This is a genomic window from Clostridium sp. M62/1 (assembly GCF_020736365.1).
Classification (GTDB): domain Bacteria; phylum Bacillota; class Clostridia; order Lachnospirales; family Lachnospiraceae; genus Otoolea; species Otoolea saccharolyticum_A.
In genome coordinates, this window is record NZ_CP085988.1 from 750,001 (window position 1) to 767,438 (window position 17,438).

Below are 17,438 nucleotides of genomic sequence, written 5' to 3' on the forward strand. Positions count from 1 at the left end.
CTAAGGTAGCGAAATTCCTTGTCGGGTAAGTTCCGACCCGCACGAAAGGCGTAATGATTTGAGCGCTGTCTCGACAATGCACCCGGTGAAATTGAAATACCAGTGAAGATGCTGGTTACCTGCGCCAGGACGGAAAGACCCCATGGAGCTTTACTCTAGCTTGATACTGGGATTCGGTACTGCATGTACAGGATAGGTGGGAGACGAAGAAGACGGGACGCCAGTTTCGTCGGAGTCGCTGTTGGGATACCACCCTTGTGGTACTGGGTTTCTAACCAGCTGCCGTGACCCGGCAGTGGGACAATGTCAGGTGGGGAGTTTGACTGGGGCGGTCGCCTCCGAAAGGGTATCGGAGGCGCTCAAAGGTTCCCTCAGAATGGTCGGAAACCATTCAAAGAGTGCAAAGGCAGAAGGGAGCTTGACTGCGAGACCGACGGGTCGAGCAGGTACGAAAGTAGGACTTAGTGATCCGGTGGTATGAAAGTGGGATTGCCATCGCTCAACGGATAAAAGCTACCCTGGGGATAACAGGCTTATCACTCCCAAGAGTTCACATCGACGGAGTGGTTTGGCACCTCGATGTCGGCTCATCGCATCCTGGGGCTGAAGTAGGTCCCAAGGGTTGGGCTGTTCGCCCATTAAAGCGGTACGCGAGCTGGGTTCAGAACGTCGTGAGACAGTTCGGTCCCTATCCGGCGCGGGCGTAGGATATTTGAGAGGAGCTGTCCTTAGTACGAGAGGACCGGGATGGACTGACCTCTGGTGTATCTGTTAGACTATCAAGTCTATGGCAGAGTAGCCAAGTCGGGACGGGATAAACGCTGAAGGCATCTAAGCGTGAAGCCCCCCTCAAGATGAGATATCCCATACGCAAGTAGTAAGACCCCTTGAAGACGACGAGGTAGATAGGGCAGAGGTGGAAGTGCAGTAATGCATGGAGCTGACTGTTACTAATCGGTCGAGGGCTTAACCAAGAGGTTGGGTAGGAAGGATGGAAGGTAGGAAGAAGAAGGAAGAGCGGAAGTTCAATGTGTGGTTTTGAGGGTATGTGTGAATACCTGATAACCGAATAAGCAGATATAGATGACAGAGTCCTGTCATCCTATTATCTGAAATATGCGCGAGTGGCTCAGTGGTGGAGTATCGCCTTGCCAAGGCGAGGGTCGCGGGTTCGAATCCCGTCTCGCGCTCTTTTTATTTACGGCGGAGACTGTTGAAAAATGAACTTTTGATGCATAATATTGGATGTGATTATTTAAAACAAACCATATTGTGCAGAAATTTTACATTTTGGAACGGCCTCTATTTTTTTATAATTAACTAAAACTTCCCATACCTAAAATGGGATTCGTTCCTTGAAAATTCAATATTTCAGCTAACAAAATAGCGATTTATGCCGCTGCAGCTTCCAAATGGAGTGCTTTTCTCAGATATTCCGGCAATCTTGCTTCAAAATCAGCGGTAAAAGCATTCAGTTGCTCATCGCTTAGTTTAAAGATTCCCTGAAGACTTGCCATCAAGGCTTCCATCAGGATGCAAAGTGACCTGTTGAAAGTAATGTCTGCCATTTCATCAACAAGGAAGAAGAACAGTTCACCAAGCGTTCTCTGATCTTCATTTTGGCGCTGCTCCATTGCAAGTAACATATATCGGGTAAACACGATCGCCACATGGGCTGTCAGTGCATCATAAGATAAACTGTGGCATTCTCCAACCAGATTCAGCATGGATTTGCAGGTTTTGAAAAAGACCTCGATCTGCCAGCGCTTTCCATAAATACGGATAATCTCTTCCTCGGAAAGTGTTGTAGCTGTACAGATAAAAGCAAGCCAGTCCTTGCGGTTTGCCTTGTTCCTTACGCATACGATTTTCGCCGGAATTGGATTCGCCTTTCCTACCATAACATCAACAGAAAGCAGATACTTTGATCTGCCACGGCGCTTTTTGTTCCGGGAATAGATTTCTTTGATATTCAGCTGTTCACCACCGTACGAATATTTGATCCGGCTACTTTTCTTAATCATGGCAATCACATCCATGCCTTTTGCATGGATGGCTGTGACCTGTGCTGGATTGGAAAACCAGGAATCAAACAGGACATAATCCGCTTTCAGCCCTGCACTGAGGGCTGTATTCAGTAAAGTCATCATTGCCTCTGGTGCTTTTGTTTGGGCTAGCGCACGTCTTTTTCCTGCAAGGGTTCTGTTGTCAAAGTCCTTTACCGGGCCGATGATATTTGTATTCTTTGCAGACGCTAACAGGCAGCTGTTTACAGGGATCAGTGTGTTTCCATCACTCCAGCTTAAAGTAAGCATCCTGAAGCCCTTTTTGAAATGCATATCCGTGTGGTCAAAAACTTTTGATCCCAGTTCCGTTTTCTTACAGCTGGTACGGTTGAAAAGGCTGTCATCAATGATAAAGACATTTTTTCTTTCCGGATCTGTCAGATCACGAATGTCATGATTGACAATATCAGCTGCAAGAAGAGAAGTAAAACGAAGCCAGTTTGTTTTTGAAGAATTAAGGAAACGGTAGAAAGTGTTCTTGGAAAACGCCTCCTTAAAAGAGCCAGTCCGCTGCTGCATATACATACTTCTTCCGACAAAAATGTTGCTGAGTTTATAACGAAGCAGGGAAACAGATGAAACACCTTTTTCCTTCATTCCATTACATCTGGCAAGGAGCCTGCCAACATGATGTTTGGAAAAAAATCTCTGAACACAGTCAATTAAGTCGTTCTCAACGAAATAGTTTTGTGGTATACTGGACATGGCATAAATCTCCTTTGTAAAGATGGTTTCTAGTCAATTCCATTATACCAAACGGAACAGATTTATGCTTTTTTTATTGGCTGAAATATTGAATTATCAAGGATCAACGCACCAATATGGTGTGGGAAGTTTTAGTAATTAAGAGATAGAGAACGATAAAGATTAATTCAAAAGCTTTAGCAAAGCCAGATTTGTTTGGCAAGCTGAAGCTTTTTTATTTTTAAAGCTTATTTAGGCAATTTTAATTTGAATAAATTTAAAATTAAAACAAAACAGAATAAATAATCTGATATTGACATATCAACTATTACATGATATTATCTATTATAAGAATAGAACATTATAGAAAGTTATATAGTTATATATAAAGATATGAAATATATGTGCTTAAGAAAAGAGGGGTAACGGGGAGGAGATGCCATGACAAACTATATTATCAGGAGAACTGCATTGGCGGTGATCACATTTTTTGGAATTACCATTCTGGTCTACTTTATGTCTACATTAGCGCCTGGTTCTCCTTTGGACGCGCTGTTAGCAGATCCTGGAATGACAAAAGAGGAGATTGCCAGACGCTCCGCAGAACTGGGACTGGATCAGCCCGTTTACATTCAATATTTGTCCTGGCTGAAGGAATTTCTGCATGGAAATATGGGATTTTCTTATACCTCCTACAGGCCTGTTTCAGATATGATAACAGAACGGATTGGAGCCACTCTTTCTCTTACGGTGACGGCGATTCTGCTGTCCTATCTGGTAGGAATCCCTTTAGGGCTCATCTCGGCGCTGAAGCCATATTCGCTTCGGGATTATTCCGTATCCACAGCAGCTTTTGTGATGACAGGAGTCCCCGGCTTCTTTCTGGGGATGATTTTGATTTACATCTTTGCGGTAAAATTAAAGCTCCTGCCTTTCGGCGGCATGTATGATTCCAGCGGTTCTAACTCTATCGGCGTGGTTATCAGGCACCTGATACTTCCGGCGGCTGCTATCGCTATACCGGAAATCGGAAAAGTGATGCGCCATGTGAGAAGCAATATGCTGGAGGTGATGAATGAAGATTACGTGAGGACAGCCAGGGCAAAGGGAGTCAGGGAAAGCGCGGTGGTGATTGTACATGCCTTCCGAAATACGCTGATTCCGATTGTTACGGTTCTGAGCGGATCGATTCCCTTTATGATTGGCGGCTCTGTGGTTGTGGAAAAGGTGTTCGGATGGCCTGGGCTCGGGACTCTCATGATTAATTCCATTACCTCCAGAGATTACCCTGTGATTATGGGAATTTCGGTTGTCATAGCGATTGTGGTGCTGGTTACAAACCTCCTTGTAGATATTTTGTACGCCTACCTGGATCCTAGAATTACGTATAATTGATGAGAGGTAATATATGGGGAATTTAAAGAAGCAGTCTTATTTTAATGATGTGTTAAAGCGGTTTGTAAATCACAGGCTTGCGATTACAGGAACGGTCGTGCTCTTCCTGTTAATTGTAACAGTTACGGTGCTTCCCATGATTATAGCATTGGATCCCTATACAATCGGAAGAGGGCTTCCCTATGGGACTCCTGAGAAGGGACTTCCGCTGGGGCTTGACAGTACGGGAAGGGACAACTTTGCAAGGCTGATCTATGGGGGACGGGTATCTCTTCTGGTAGGCCTCCTCTCTACGGCGATCAGTATTGGAATCGGGGTACCCTTGGGGCTGATTGCCGCCTATTACGGGAAGATTGCAGACGCGGTGATCATGAGGATAGCAGATATTTTTATCTCTTTCCCTTCTATTATCCTCATTCTGGTGCTGGTTTCCATCATTGGCCCTTCCATGTGGTCAGTGATTGTAATTATCGGGATTATGGGGTGGCCGGAATTTGCCCGGCTGATCAGGGGAAATGTACTGGCTATCCGCCAGAAGGAGTATGTAGAATCAGCGCGGGCGGTGGGAGCTAAAGACGGGAGGATTATTACGCGCTATCTGCTTCCTAACGCGGTAGCCCCTATTATTGTGGCGGCCACCTTCCGCGTGGCAGGCGCGATTCTCCAGGAATCCAGCCTGAGCTTTCTGGGAATGGGTGTTCAGCCACCGCAGGCCTCATGGGGAAACATGCTGAATGGGGCCCAGTCTCTGACGGTCCTCACCTCCCGGCCATGGGTATGGATTCCGCCGGGGCTTCTCCTGGTTATTACCATATGCTGCGTGAATTTTATCGGAGACGGGCTGAGAGACGCACTTGATCCCAGGATGAAGGTGTAGATACAGCGGGGAGGAGAAACGGGGGACGCAGGGAATCTGTCTTTTGAGATACTATTATTTTTTTTAATACAAAATAAAAAGGAGAGTGGGTTATGAAAAAATTATGGATGGCAGCACTGGGAATTTTCCTGGCAGTTGGCCTGACAGCCTGTCAGGGAGAGGGAGCGGGAGAGAGCGGGAGTACGCAGGCGGCTTCCCAGGAAGGGCAGGCTGCGCAGGAGAGCGGCACGGTGCACAAAGATGTGATTACGATTGGCATCAGCTCTGAGCCGAATACGTATCATCCCTATAACGCTACATCTACGTCAGGCGACAAGATTTATGATTTTATCTATGACAGGCTTGTGTATACAAGCTACGACGGCACGTTCTCCTCAAGGCTGGCAGATAGCTGGGAGCAGTCAGAGGACGGAAAAGTAATCACTTTCCATCTGAATCCAGACGTAAAATGGCACGATGGGGAGCCCTTCACCGCTCAGGATATGGTTTTTGCCGCGCAGGTCGGATCGGCAGAGGCTTCTACTGTGACAAGAAGAAGCTATTTTTCTTCTCTGGAAGGAACGGATGAAAATGGAGTATGTACGGATCTGTCTGCACTGGGGGTTGTGGCGGCAGACGATCACACGGTAGAGTATCATTTTAAAAACCCTGTGGCAGTTTCCACCTTTTTGAGTATTGACGCGCAGAGATATTACCCCATGCCGTATCATCTTTTGAAGGATGTGCCGATGGAGGAGATGGAAAAGAACGAGTACTGGCAGCATCCCATAGGGACAGGCCCCTTTATTTTTGACAGTATGGTTTCCGGAGAGAGCATAACAGTTCTGGCTAATAAGGATTACTTTCTGGGAGCGCCTAATGTGGATCGCATTGTCTTTAAGGTAATGGCTCCCGCGAATTTTTCGGCAGCTCTTATGAGCGGGGAACTGGATTGTGTTATCGACGATGTGCCGCTGCAGGATCTGGCGCTTTTGCAGTCAACGGAGGGGCTGGTGGCGGAATCCAGGCCGTCTATGAAATATACGTACATGTCGGTCAACTGTGAAAAGGAATATTTTCAGGATTACCGGGTAAGGCTGGCTTTCAGCAAGGCGATTGACAGAAATGCCATTATTGAGCAGGGGCTTTATGGAAACGGAGTGATTGCGGTCAGCCCCTTAAATCCAGATAACCAGTACTTTAACGACGCTATAGCAGGAGATCCCTATGATCCGGAAGGAGCCAGAGAGCTTCTTGAGGAGGCAGGATGGGATTTTGACAGGGAGCTGACATTTGTAAGCTATAATACCAGCGCTCCCAGGGAGGCGGCGACGCTGATTATCCAGCAGAATCTGGCTGATATCGGGGTGAAGGTCAATGTGCAGATGGTAGACTGGGCGACTCTGATTGTGATGGCCAGAGAGGGCGAATGCGATCTGTCTATTCTGGGAGGAGCGGGTTCTCTGGATCCGGACGATTCCAGGGTTCTGATGCAGCCGGACGGCGCGCAGAATTTCTGCAATTTTACAGATCCCAGGTATTATGAGCTGGCTCAGAAGGGACATGACGCGATGACAGTGGAGGAGAAAAAGCGTATTTATGACGAGTATCAGCAGCTTCTTCACGATGAGCCGACGTATATCTGGCTTTACCATGACAACGCTTCGCCTGTTTATAAAGACAGCATTAAAAATATTCCGGCCGACGACTTCATCCATCTGAATTTTAATGCCTACGCCTGGACGTTCGAGCAGTAACAGGAGAGGGAAGAAGGGTTGGAAATTGGTTTATGAAGAAGTCTGGCGGTAGCGGCGTGAGAGATGATTCTAGCTGCGGCCGGATGAGCAGGGACAGGAGGCAGAAATGGAGCCATTGCTTGAAGTAAAAAACCTCAGGACAAGTATTAAAACAAAACAGGGATACAGACATGCGGTGCAGGATGTCAGTTTTCAGTTAAACAGAGGAGAGATCCTGGGGATTGTGGGGGAATCCGGCTGCGGCAAGAGCATGACGGCGCTGTCCATCTTGAAGCTGGTTTCTTCTCCCCCTGTCTATATTACTGGGGGAGAGATCCTTTATGATGGCAGGGATCTTCTGAAGCTGGATAAAAAAGAGATGAGAAAAATCCGGGGAAACAGGATTTCCATGATTTTCCAGGAACCTATGACATCTCTTAACCCAGTCTATACGGTGGGAAAACAGATCATGGAGGCGATTGTCCTTCATCAGCAGGCAGATAAAAAACAGGCTTTTGAACGGGCAGTGGAAACCCTTCGCCTTGTGGGAATTCCATCTCCGGAGCAGAGAATGAGAGAGTATCCTCATCAGCTCAGCGGAGGAATGAGGCAGAGAGTGATGATAGCCATGGCGCTCTCCTGCCGGCCAGAGCTTTTAATTGCAGATGAACCGACCACTGCTCTGGACGTGACGATACAGGCGCAGATTCTTGACGAGCTGAGACGGCTTCAGAGGCAGTTTGGAACCTCGATTATGATGATTACCCATGATCTGGGAGTGGTTGCGGAGATGGCCCGCAGGGTGCTGGTCATGTATGCAGGCCAGGTAGTAGAATACGGGGCTGTGGAGGAAATCTTCAGGAATCCGCTTCATCCGTATACAAGAGGGCTGCTGGAGTCAATTCCCCGTCTGGATCAGACGGTAGAGAAGCTGCATGTGATAAAAGGTATGGTTCCGGGGCTGAATGAGATGCCCAAAGGCTGCAGATTCTGTCCCAGATGTGCGCAGGCCATGGAAATATGCAGAGAAAAGGAACCAGATCTGTTTGTATACGGCGGTCAGAAGGCACGATGCTGGCTGTACAAAGAGGGAAAGGCGGATGGGGAGTATGGGGGATAGCCCGGTTTTACTGGAGATTAGAAATTTAAAAAAATATTTTCCCATTACAAGAGGACTGTTTAAGCATACCGTGGGATATGTAAAGGCTGTCGATGGCATAAACCTCAAAATAAAAAGAGGAGAAACTCTGGGACTGGTAGGGGAATCCGGCTGCGGAAAATCTACTCTTGGAAGGAGTATATTAAGGCTGACAGAGCCCTCAGACGGTGAAATCCTCCTGGATGGAACAGATATCAGGAAGCTGAATCAGGAGGAGCTCAGACAGTACAGGAAGAAGCTTCAGATCATTTTTCAGGATCCCTTTGCCTCTCTGAATCCCAGAATGACTGTGGGAGATATTGTGGGAGAGCCTCTGAAAATTCATGGGCTTGTAAAAAAGGACGAGATGGAGGAGCGGGTGGCAGAGCTGCTGACTCTGGTGGGACTTGACAGCCGGATCATGGGAAGGTATCCGCATCAGTTTTCAGGAGGGCAGAGGCAGAGAATCGGGATAGCCAGAGCCCTCTCGCTGAACCCGGAGCTTGTGATCTGTGATGAGCCTGTCTCTGCGCTGGATGTATCAGTTCGCTCCCAGGTACTGAATCTGATGAATGAGCTGAAGGAGAAATTGAACCTGACCTTTCTGTTTATATCTCACGATTTAAGCGTGGTCAAGCATATCAGCGACAGGGTGGCGGTCATGTATCTGGGGCAGCTGGTAGAATTGGCGGACAAGGAAGAAATCTATGAAAATCCGGCTCATCCGTATACAAAGGCTTTAATGTCAGCGATCCCCATTCCGGATCCTTTTGTGGAGAGAAAACGGATAATTCTTGCGGGAGACGTACCAAGCCCTCTGAATCCGCCGTCCGGATGCCGCTTTCATCCGCGCTGTCCCCTGGCCTGTCAGGTGTGCAGGGAGCAGGAACCAAAGCTTCGGGAATATAAGAAGGGACATTATGCTGCCTGCCACAGAGCCGGCGGGAAACAGGAGGAGAGCATATGATCACAGAAAATGAGATTTTAGAGCTGATAGAAAAGAAAAGGCAGAACTATATTGACGCGAGTCTGAAGATCTGGGACTGGGCAGAGCCGATTTTTCAGGAGTACAAGTCTTCTGAATGCCTGGCTGGACTTTTGAGAGACGAGGGATTCCAGATTACATCCGGTGTAGCCGGTATGCCTACCGCCTTCGTTGCGGAGTGGGGCGAAGGGCAGCCGGTGATAGGGTTTATGGGGGAATATGACGCCCTTCCAGGCATCAGCCAGGAGGCCGATACGACAGAGAGAAAGCCCATTAAACCGGGCGGCTGCGGTCATGGCTGCGGCCATCATATCCTGGGAACGGCAGCAGCGGCAGCGGCTGTGGCCTGCAAAGATTATCTGGAATCCAACCACAGGAGGGGAACGGTCAGGTTTTACGGCTGCCCGGCGGAGGAGGGCGGAGGAGGAAAGGTTCTGATGAACAATGCGGGCCTGTTTGACGACTGCGCGGCAGCGATCAGCTGGCATCCGACCGATGACAACGGGATCTGGTCTATCAATTTCCATGCCCAGCAGAAGGTAGAGTATACCTTTGAGGGAGGAAACGGGGCCAGCGCCCTGGACGGGTTAAACCTGTTTTTGATGGGGGCCCAGAATCTCAGGCATCATCTGGAACCGTGCTTTGTCGTGCGCTCCTCTATTCTCGAAACAGGAGATGAGAGGGAAGGGGAGCTGCCCAAACGGGCAAAAATTCTGTATTCCTACCGGGCCCATACGGGGGCTCAGATCCGGGAGGCTATGAGCCTTCTCCACTGTGTCGCCAAGGGCGCCGCAGTGGCCAGCGGGTGCCGGCTGACGGCGGAGTACAAAACCGGCTACAGCGAGCTGCTGCCAAACCGCAGCCTGGAGCGCATCATGTACTCCAAGTATGAAAAGGTGGGTACAGTGCCCATGACAGAAGAGGACTGGCGGTACGCAGAAAAAATGCATCAGGCTATGCCTGATGGGTGCGAAGAGCCGACCTTCGACCTGATGCGTCTCCTCTATGAGGAGCAGGCCGAGGATATTATCGAGCGGGTAAAAGGAAAGCCGTACAATGATGTCCTTTACCCGTTCAGGGAAATAGAGATACATAAGCCGGGTTCCACAGATATCTGCGATGTAAGCTGGACAACGCCTACCGCCCAGTGTGTTGTGGCCTGCTATGCAAAGGATACACTGGGGCACAGCTGGCAGGAGGTAGCGCAGGGAAGAAGCGGCATCTGCATGAAGGGAATGCTGGTGGCGGCGAAGGTGATGGGACTGACAGGGATCGAGCTGTTTTCTAATCCAGAGGCGTTAAAGGCAGTCAGGGAGGAGTTTGAGAGAAAGCGGCCAAATTACACTTATATTCCGTTAAATGCCAGGACTGTGACAGAAAATGGGAGGGAATAGGAAATGAAGGAGAGAATCAGGGCCGTTTTTACCGGCGTAAAAGACGACGGGCTTGCAGAACGGCAGACAGGGAAAGCAAATTCCAAAATGGGGAATGCCCTGGAAGCCCTGGAGATGTTTCAGATTATTCTGGAATTTGCAAGGAAGAGACTCCCGACGGGAACCTTTTTCACGGCGAGGATTTTGGAGACAGGGGATGAAGACATGGTAAAGGTTCCGGAGCATACCGAGATTGAACTTAATCTGTATGCAGAGTACAGGGATAAGCTGGAAGCAATGGAGAAGCTTCTGGAGGATGGAGCGAGAGGGGCGGCCCTGATGGCCGGATGCAGGGCGGAATTTACATAAAACATTATGAGGTGACAGTATGAGTTTTTTGATTGGGGTAGATGTGGGCGGAACATTTACGGATTTCTCGACGTTTGATACGGAGACGGGAGTCCTGAAGCACTTTAAGCAGAGTTCGACGCCGGAAGATCCGTCGCGGGCTATTGTCAGCGGGATCCTTTATGTACTTTCAGATAATGGAATTTCCCCTTCTCAGGTTGGCTATCTGGCCCACGGGACAACGGTGGCTACCAATGCTCTGATAGAGAGGAAGGGGGCAAAGCTGGGACTTATCACAACAAAGGGATTCCGGGATCTGATGGAAATCGGCTGGCAGAAGCGTCCTTCCCTGTATGATTTGTCAAAACAGAAACCTGAAAGCCTGATTCCGGATGGAATGAACTGCGAAGCAGAGGAGAGGATTCTCTATGACGGCACGGTGAGGACGCCGCTGAATGAGGAAAGTGTCAGAAAAGCCGTGAGGTATCTGAAGGACAGGAAAGCAAAGGCCATCGCTGTGTGTACGCTGTTTTCCTTTTTGAATCCCTCCCATGAGAAACGGATTAAGGAGATCATCCGGGAGGAATATCCGGAGGTCTATGTATCAGTCTCCCACGAGCTGGTGCCGGAGTTCCGCGAGTACTCAAGAATGAGCACAACGGTTCTGAACGCCTACCTGGGCCCCGTGATGGAGACGTATGTTCACAATTTTGAGAACTCGATTAAGGAGGCCGGGATCACGGTAGCTCCCTATGTTACCCAGTCGAACGGCTCTGTGATCTCCATTGCGGAAACTATTGACTGCCCGATCAAGACGGCTGTATCCGGTCCGAGTGCGGGAGTGATTGGGGCGGCTTATATTGGAAAGCAGTGCGGCATTGACAAGATTATCACCTTCGATATGGGTGGAACGAGTATTGATGTAAGTCTGATAGAACATGGAAAGGCGTCTCTCTCGAATGAACGCCTGGTGGAGGGATACCCGGCCCGGATTCCCATGATCGATATTGTGACAGTGGGAGCGGGAGGAGGCTCTATCGCCCGTATTGACGCAGGAGGAGCCCTCAAGGTAGGGCCGGACAGCGCCGGAGCAACGCCGGGGCCTGCCTGCTACGGGAGAGGAGGAACACAGCCCTGTGTGACAGACGCCAACCTTATCCTGGGGAAGCTGAATCAGGAAAGGATTCTGGGAGGAAGGATGGAGGTATATCCGGAACTGGCCAGACAGGCTGTGGAGGAGCAGATCTGCAGGCCTTCCGATTTGACTCTCGCCCAGGCGGCTGCCGGAATTATCTCAGTCGTCAATTCCAACATGACGAGAGCGATCCGTGTGGTTTCTGTAGAGCGGGGCTATGACGCCAGGGAATTTACGCTGATGGCATTTGGAGGCGCCGGCCCGCTGCACGCCTGCGAGGTTGCACAGGACATGGGAATTACCTCTGTGCTGATTCCGCCCTCACCGGGAACCCTGTGCTCCCTGGGGCTTCTGATGGCAGACACAAAGTTCGATATCAGCCGCTCCCGTGTGATGATAGCGGACAGAGAGAATCTTTGCAGGGTACAGGAGATATTTGATTCTCTCACAAGGGAAGGCAGCGAGCTTTTAGATCGAGAGGGAATAGACAGGAAGGACAGAAGCTTTACGTACTTCATTGAGTGCAGATATGAGCGGCAGAATTATGAGATCGGGATAGAGGTAGAGGGAAGCTTCACAGAAAAAGCCATGGAAGAGATGATAGAAAAATTCCATCAGGAGCACAACCGCTCTTACGGATATTTCAACCGGGCGATGCGGATTCAGATGGTCAATTACCGGGTAAGCGCAGTAGGAGACATTGTGAAGCCGGATCTGAAAGCGGAGCCGGTTGCAAAGGATGCCGCCGCGCCCCTGCCGGTATCTGTAAGGCAGGTGCTGTTTGACAGAGAAAGCAGATATATTCCCACGAACATTTACCGAAGAGAGGATTTTGTGCCGGGAAGCCAGATCGAAGGGCCGGCGATTATTGAGCAGATGGATTCTACCTCTGTGATTCCGCCGGGATGGACGGCATATACAGACTGTTACAGGAATCTTCGCGTGACTTATGAGGGAGGGAAGAGGTAATGGGAAAGAGAGTGGACGCGGTGACAGTGGAGATTGTGGGAAATCTCCTGCTCTCAATCGCCGAGGAGATGGGAGTGGCTCTGATAAAAAGCGCCTATTCCACGAACATAAAAGAGAGAAGAGATATTTCGACTGCTGTGTTTGATCCGGAGGGGAACATGGTAGCGCAGGCGGAGCATGTGGCCATGCACCTGGGTTCCCTTCTAGGGATTATCAAGGAGGTTTACAGAAAGCATCCCATATCTGAAATACATCCCGGAGATATGTTTATGGGAAATGATCCCTACAATGGAGGCGGAACACATCTGCCGGACATTACAGTGGCTCAGCCTGTCTTTGCAGGGGAAACACTGATCGGGTGGGTGGCAAATCTGGCCCACCACAGCGATGTAGGGGGAAAGGTGGCTGGCTCTACCTCAGGAGACGCAGTAAGCATTTTTCAGGAAGGGTTAAAAATTCCTCTGGTGAGGGTATGCGAAAAAGGAAAGGTTAAGGAGGATATTGTGAGCTTTCTGCTGGCCAACAGCCGGATACCCGGAGAGAGGCAGGGGGATTTGCAGGCTCAGATCGCTTCCAACCGGGTAGGGGCAAGACGGCTTTTGGAGGCCTTTGACCGGTATCATACGCTTCTGATTGACAGCATGCATGAGCTTCAGGACTATGCGGAGCGGAGACTGCGGGCGGGAATCAAAGCTCTTCCGGATGGAGAGTATGAGTTTACGGACTATATGGACGACGCCGGCATTAATCATCCAAGTCCTATTAAAATCCACGTGAAAATCAGTATTAAAGACGACTTTATGTATCTGGATTTTACCGGAACTGATCCCCAGGTGAACGGCCCCAATAATGTGACAAAAAACGGTCTTTTGGCGACGGTGTTCTACTGCCTGAAGGCGCTGATTGATCCGGAGATTCCGTCAAACGCGGGGATCTACCGGGCATTCCAGGTGGAAGCCGAGGAGGGGAGCATTGTGAACGCGGTGAATCCGGCTCCGGTGGGAGCGAGAATAGACACCTGTATGAGGGTGGCGGATGTGATTTTCGGCGCCCTTGGGCCTGCAGTGCCAGAGAGGGCTATGGCAGGCTGCAATTCCTCCTGCACCTCAGCCATTTTCAGCGGCGCTGACCCGCAGGATTCCTCTCATTTTTATGTATATCTGGAAACAATTGCCGGAGGTTCCGGAGCGCAGAAAGGCCGGGATGGCCTGAGCGGGGTTCAGGTACATATGACGAACACCTCCAATCTGCCGGTGGAGGCTCTTGAAATGGAATTTCCTCTGCTGACAGTACACAAGTATGGCCTGATTGAAAACAGCGGAGGTGCGGGACAGTACAGGGGAGGCCTGGGAATTGAGAGGATTTTTGAGGCTATGTATGACAATATCAGCTTTACAGGGCTGGGAGACAGGCAGCTTTACAGGCCGTGGGGACTGTACGGAGGACTGCCGGGAGCCGGAGGCGAGTATTTTATCACAAGGGCAGACGGAACCGTGGAAAAGCTGATGTCAAAATGTACGGATATTCCCCTCCATAAGGGAGATACTGTGACGGTACATACGCCGGGAGCCGGAGGATACGGGGATCCCAAAAAGAGAGATCCAAAGGCAGTGCTTCGGGACTGTATTGAACACAAGGTATCTGTGGATCAGGCAGAAAGCAAGTACGGAGTCAGAGTAATCCGAGAGGGAAATCAGTACAGGCTGGCATAGAGAGACAGAAAAAGGACTGGGACTAAGAAACGGATTTTGTGTATCCCAGAGGCCAGGATCCGGATCGTTTAGTGGATAAGAGGAGGTATATGTGGAAGGCGGCGTATTAAACGAGCAGTAAAGCAAAGAAAGAGCGAGGAGAGAAACAAATGTCTGGTTATGTTAGACAGGGGAAATGTGAGGAATTATGCTGGATGGAAAAGCGGCTACACCATTATATGTTCAGCTGATACAGGAGCTGGAAGCTAAAATTTCAGAAGGAATTTTAACACCGGAGGCCCGCCTGCCCTCTGAAAGCGAGCTTTCGAAGCAATATGGGGTAAGTATTATAACGGTCAGAAAGGCCGTCGGCAGCCTGGCAGAAAAGGGGCTGGTTGAAAAAAAGCAGGGGAAGGGAACCTATGTCACCAAAAAGAAATATACACGGGATATGAAAAACCTTCAGAGCTTTACAGAGCTGTGCGGCAGATATGGGGTAAGGGCTGGAGGAAGAATGCTGGAAAACAGGATTGTTGTGCCGGATGAAAGGATAGCCAGGCTCTTAGGGCTTGAGCCGGGAAGCCAAACGGTATTTATCTCTAGGGTACGGTGCGCAGACGGGGAGCCTGTGGTGATTGAACATAATTATTTTCCATTGAGCTATTCATTTCTTCTGGGAGAGACCTTTCATGATAATTCGCTGTTTCAGTATTTAAGGGACAAAAGAGAGGTGACGGTGGATGGATCAGAAAAATGGTTTGAGCTGTGCAGAGCGGGAGTAAAGGAGGCCAGGCTTTTAAAAGTTAAAAAAGGAGGGGCGCTGCTTCGAATCAGGAGCGTGGCGTATAACATTCAGGGAAAGCCGATCTATGCCGGCGTTCAGCTTGTAAAGGGAGAATGTTTTTCCTTCTATGTCTATGAGAGAGGAAAGAAGTAGCAAAAGAGGAATCATAAGCGCTTTGCCTGTCTGTCAGAGTCTGGGATAGAATTTTATTTGGCTCTGTCGGGCAGGTATTTTTTATTAGGGGCGTAAATCAGAGGGAGGAGGCTATTGGAAAAAGCTTTACAGGGGAGTGGAGATTTCCGCTCCGTGGCATACAAAAGGTGTTGACAAAATGGGGGACACTATTATAATATAATATAACATTATATAATATTATATTTGCTGGGAGGGCAAAGGCATGAGGGTGATCGGTATTGGAGACAATGTGTGCGACAAGTACATTTATTTGAATACCATGTTTCCTGGAGGACAGGCTTTAAATTTTGCTGTCTATACAAAAATGCTGGGAGCGGATTCTTCATATATGGGAACCTTTGGCCGTGATGAAGTGGCGGAGCACATACTGGCCACTCTGGATGAGCTGGGAGTGAAGCATGAGCGCTGCAGACAGTACGATGGTGAAAATGGATATGCCAGAGTAACTCTGGTAGATGGAGACAGGGTATTTTTAGGAAGCAACAAAGGCGGAATTGCAAAAGAGCACCCGGTAGTGCTGGATTCTGACGATATGGAATATGTAAAGCAGTTTTCCCATATTCATACAAGCAATAACAGCTATTTCGACAGTCAGCTGCCTAAGCTAGCAGAAGCAGGCTTATCGGTTTCCTATGATTTTTCCGGACAGTGGACAGATCCGGAAAAAGTGGCTCGGGTGGCTCCGTATATCAGATATGCTTTTTTATCCTGCGGTTCGATACCAGTGGAGGAGGCAGAAAAAATCTGCCGCGCTATTCATGAGGCAGGATGCCCGATGGTAATTACTACAAGAGGAAGCTATGGTTCGATGTTATATGACGGAAACAGGTTTTATGAACAGAAACCGCAGCTGGTAGAAGCGGTAGATACACTAGGAGCCGGGGATTCCTTTGCCGCAGCGTTTTTGCTTTCCTATATTGGAAGCCTGGAGGATAAAAAGGCGCAGGGCAGGGCAGACCAGGGAGCCTTTATCAAAAAGGCGATGGCGGCAGGCGCCGAATTCGCGGCAAAAACCTGTATGGTGCAGGGAGCCTTTGGATACGGAAGGGCATTGGTATAGCGCTGTAAGAACAGAAAAACAGGAGGGAAGAATCATGACGAAAACGGTAAAGGAAATTGTTAAAGAGATTAAGGAGAAAATGGATCGGGCGGGTGGATTAAAGCATGTGTATTTTGTTGCCTGCGGAGGCTCTAAGGCTGCGATTTTCCCAGGTCTTTACCTGCTTCAGAGCGAGGCGAAGACCTTTGGCGCTACTACCTATACAAGCAATGAGTTTGTACACGCTGTACCGAAGGGGTTGGATAACAGATGCGTGGCTGTGATCTGCTCTTTAAAGGCAACACCTGAGACCGTGGAGGCAGTGAAGACAGCCAATGCCGCAGGCGCAGTGACGGTTGCCATGACAGGTTCTATGGAGACGGGCATGGCAAAGGTAGGCCAGTATGTTGTAACCTACTCCAATGGAGACGACCAGGTATACAGCGATTCCAACCAGGCGAATGCTCTCCGCATTGGATTTGAGTTATTAAAGCAGTTTGAGAACTACGAAAACTATGACAAGGCCATGGCAGCCTATACAGAGATTGACCAGATCGTTGCAGAGGGAAAAGAGAAGGCCCTTCCAATCGCCCAGAAGTGGGCAGACACTTACAAGGATGAGCCGATCTTCTACGTACTGGCATCCGGCCCTAACTATGGTGTGGCTTACTCCATGTGCTGCTGCCATTTCATGGAAATGCAGTGGAAACATGCCGTCTGCCTTCATACGGGAGAGTATTTCCACGGGCCGTTCGAGACTACAGATAAACAGCTTCCGATAGTACTCTTAATGAGCGAGGGGAGAACAAGGGCCTTAGATGAGAGATGCCTGAAGTTCCTCAGGCAGTATGCAGAAAATTACATTACCATTGACTTTAAGGAGTTAAACCAGGGCAGAATTGCGCCGGAAGTAGCAGAATTCTTTAACCCGGTTGTCATGATCCCGATTGAGAGATTCTACGTGGCTCAGATGGCAGAGGTGAGAGGCCATTCTATGGATGAGAGACGTTATATGTGGAAAGTAGAGTACTAAGCAAAATACTG

The 17,438-nt window shown here is 49.2% G+C and carries 13 protein-coding genes, 1 tRNA gene and 1 rRNA gene (1 of these 15 running past the window's edge); 14 read left to right on the forward strand and 1 reads right to left on the reverse strand.

The genetic code is table 11. The annotated features are described in order from the left end of the window. Positions 1-974 (forward strand): 23S ribosomal RNA (locus tag LK436_RS04015); it begins 1,912 nt to the left of the window's first position. Between the two features lie 144 nt (positions 975-1,118). Beyond that, positions 1,119-1,190: transfer RNA gene (locus tag LK436_RS04020), tRNA-Gly, on the forward strand. A gap of 201 nt (positions 1,191-1,391) precedes the next feature. On the opposite strand, the gene LK436_RS04025 is transcribed toward LK436_RS04020, so the two are convergent. Then, on the reverse strand, positions 1,392-2,771 hold the full coding sequence (locus LK436_RS04025; RefSeq protein ID WP_008394736.1) for a transposase: 1,380 nt from the start codon (positions 2,769-2,771) through the stop codon (positions 1,392-1,394). 420 nt (positions 2,772-3,191) lie between these two features. Here LK436_RS04025 and LK436_RS04030 point away from each other — a divergent pair, with 420 nt between their 5' ends. From LK436_RS04030 to LK436_RS04085, 12 genes are all read left to right on the forward strand, one after another. Next, positions 3,192-4,145 carry an ABC transporter permease gene (locus LK436_RS04030; protein WP_008396477.1) on the forward strand — a complete coding sequence of 318 codons (954 nt, stop codon included), beginning with the start codon at positions 3,192-3,194 and terminating at the stop codon, positions 4,143-4,145. A 13-nt stretch (positions 4,146-4,158) separates the two neighbouring features. After that, complete coding sequence (locus LK436_RS04035; RefSeq protein WP_008396476.1) at positions 4,159-5,022, forward strand: ABC transporter permease; 864 nt, start codon at positions 4,159-4,161, stop codon at positions 5,020-5,022. 92 nt (positions 5,023-5,114) lie between these two features. Next, positions 5,115-6,758: an ABC transporter substrate-binding protein gene (locus LK436_RS04040; RefSeq protein WP_008396475.1), complete on the forward strand. Its 1,644-nt coding sequence runs from the start codon at positions 5,115-5,117 to the stop codon at positions 6,756-6,758. A 106-nt stretch (positions 6,759-6,864) separates the two neighbouring features. Further along, positions 6,865-7,857, forward strand: a complete 993-nt coding sequence (locus tag LK436_RS04045) for an ABC transporter ATP-binding protein (protein ID WP_008396474.1) — start codon at positions 6,865-6,867, stop codon at positions 7,855-7,857. After that, positions 7,847-8,842 carry an ABC transporter ATP-binding protein gene (locus LK436_RS04050; protein WP_008396473.1) on the forward strand — a complete coding sequence of 332 codons (996 nt, stop codon included), beginning with the start codon at positions 7,847-7,849 and terminating at the stop codon, positions 8,840-8,842. The genes LK436_RS04045 and LK436_RS04050 overlap by 11 nt, the downstream gene beginning before the upstream one ends. Continuing rightward, complete coding sequence (locus LK436_RS04055) at positions 8,839-10,254, forward strand: amidohydrolase (protein ID WP_008396472.1); 1,416 nt, start codon at positions 8,839-8,841, stop codon at positions 10,252-10,254. The genes LK436_RS04050 and LK436_RS04055 overlap by 4 nt, the downstream gene beginning before the upstream one ends. A gap of 3 nt (positions 10,255-10,257) precedes the next feature. Then, positions 10,258-10,602, forward strand: a complete 345-nt coding sequence (locus LK436_RS04060) for a hypothetical protein (protein ID WP_008396471.1) — start codon at positions 10,258-10,260, stop codon at positions 10,600-10,602. Positions 10,603-10,621: 19 nt separating this feature from the next. After that, positions 10,622-12,685: a hydantoinase/oxoprolinase family protein gene (locus LK436_RS04065; RefSeq protein WP_008396470.1), complete on the forward strand. Its 2,064-nt coding sequence runs from the start codon at positions 10,622-10,624 to the stop codon at positions 12,683-12,685. Next, positions 12,685-14,397, forward strand: coding sequence for a hydantoinase B/oxoprolinase family protein (locus LK436_RS04070; RefSeq protein WP_008396469.1), 1,713 nt, complete (start codon positions 12,685-12,687; stop codon positions 14,395-14,397). The genes LK436_RS04065 and LK436_RS04070 overlap by 1 nt, the downstream gene beginning before the upstream one ends. A 187-nt stretch (positions 14,398-14,584) precedes the next feature. Beyond that, entirely contained in the window at positions 14,585-15,313 is a 729-nt protein-coding gene (locus tag LK436_RS04075) for a GntR family transcriptional regulator (RefSeq protein WP_008396468.1), read from the forward strand. Positions 15,314-15,557: 244 nt separating this feature from the next. Next, positions 15,558-16,415, forward strand: a complete 858-nt coding sequence (locus LK436_RS04080) for a PfkB family carbohydrate kinase (RefSeq protein WP_008396467.1) — start codon at positions 15,558-15,560, stop codon at positions 16,413-16,415. 34 nt (positions 16,416-16,449) lie between these two features. Then, on the forward strand, positions 16,450-17,427 hold the full coding sequence (locus LK436_RS04085; protein ID WP_008396466.1) for an SIS domain-containing protein: 978 nt from the start codon (positions 16,450-16,452) through the stop codon (positions 17,425-17,427). Positions 17,428-17,438: the final 11 nt, after the last annotated feature.

What these genes read in the sequence shown, in the direction of transcription:
- LK436_RS04025 (WP_008394736.1), bottom strand. Translation starts at nt 2,771, where the DNA reads ATGTCCAGTATACCACAAAACTATTTCGTTGAGAACGACTTAATTGAC.
- LK436_RS04030 (WP_008396477.1), top strand. Translation starts at nt 3,192, where the DNA reads ATGACAAACTATATTATCAGGAGAACTGCATTGGCGGTGATCACATTT.
- LK436_RS04035 (WP_008396476.1), top strand. Translation starts at nt 4,159, where the DNA reads ATGGGGAATTTAAAGAAGCAGTCTTATTTTAATGATGTGTTAAAGCGG.
- LK436_RS04040 (WP_008396475.1), top strand. Translation starts at nt 5,115, where the DNA reads ATGAAAAAATTATGGATGGCAGCACTGGGAATTTTCCTGGCAGTTGGC.
- LK436_RS04045 (WP_008396474.1), top strand. Translation starts at nt 6,865, where the DNA reads ATGGAGCCATTGCTTGAAGTAAAAAACCTCAGGACAAGTATTAAAACA.
- LK436_RS04050 (WP_008396473.1), top strand. Translation starts at nt 7,847, where the DNA reads ATGGGGGATAGCCCGGTTTTACTGGAGATTAGAAATTTAAAAAAATAT.
- LK436_RS04055 (WP_008396472.1), top strand. Translation starts at nt 8,839, where the DNA reads ATGATCACAGAAAATGAGATTTTAGAGCTGATAGAAAAGAAAAGGCAG.
- LK436_RS04060 (WP_008396471.1), top strand. Translation starts at nt 10,258, where the DNA reads ATGAAGGAGAGAATCAGGGCCGTTTTTACCGGCGTAAAAGACGACGGG.
- LK436_RS04065 (WP_008396470.1), top strand. Translation starts at nt 10,622, where the DNA reads ATGAGTTTTTTGATTGGGGTAGATGTGGGCGGAACATTTACGGATTTC.
- LK436_RS04070 (WP_008396469.1), top strand. Translation starts at nt 12,685, where the DNA reads ATGGGAAAGAGAGTGGACGCGGTGACAGTGGAGATTGTGGGAAATCTC.
- LK436_RS04075 (WP_008396468.1), top strand. Translation starts at nt 14,585, where the DNA reads ATGCTGGATGGAAAAGCGGCTACACCATTATATGTTCAGCTGATACAG.
- LK436_RS04080 (WP_008396467.1), top strand. Translation starts at nt 15,558, where the DNA reads ATGAGGGTGATCGGTATTGGAGACAATGTGTGCGACAAGTACATTTAT.
- LK436_RS04085 (WP_008396466.1), top strand. Translation starts at nt 16,450, where the DNA reads ATGACGAAAACGGTAAAGGAAATTGTTAAAGAGATTAAGGAGAAAATG.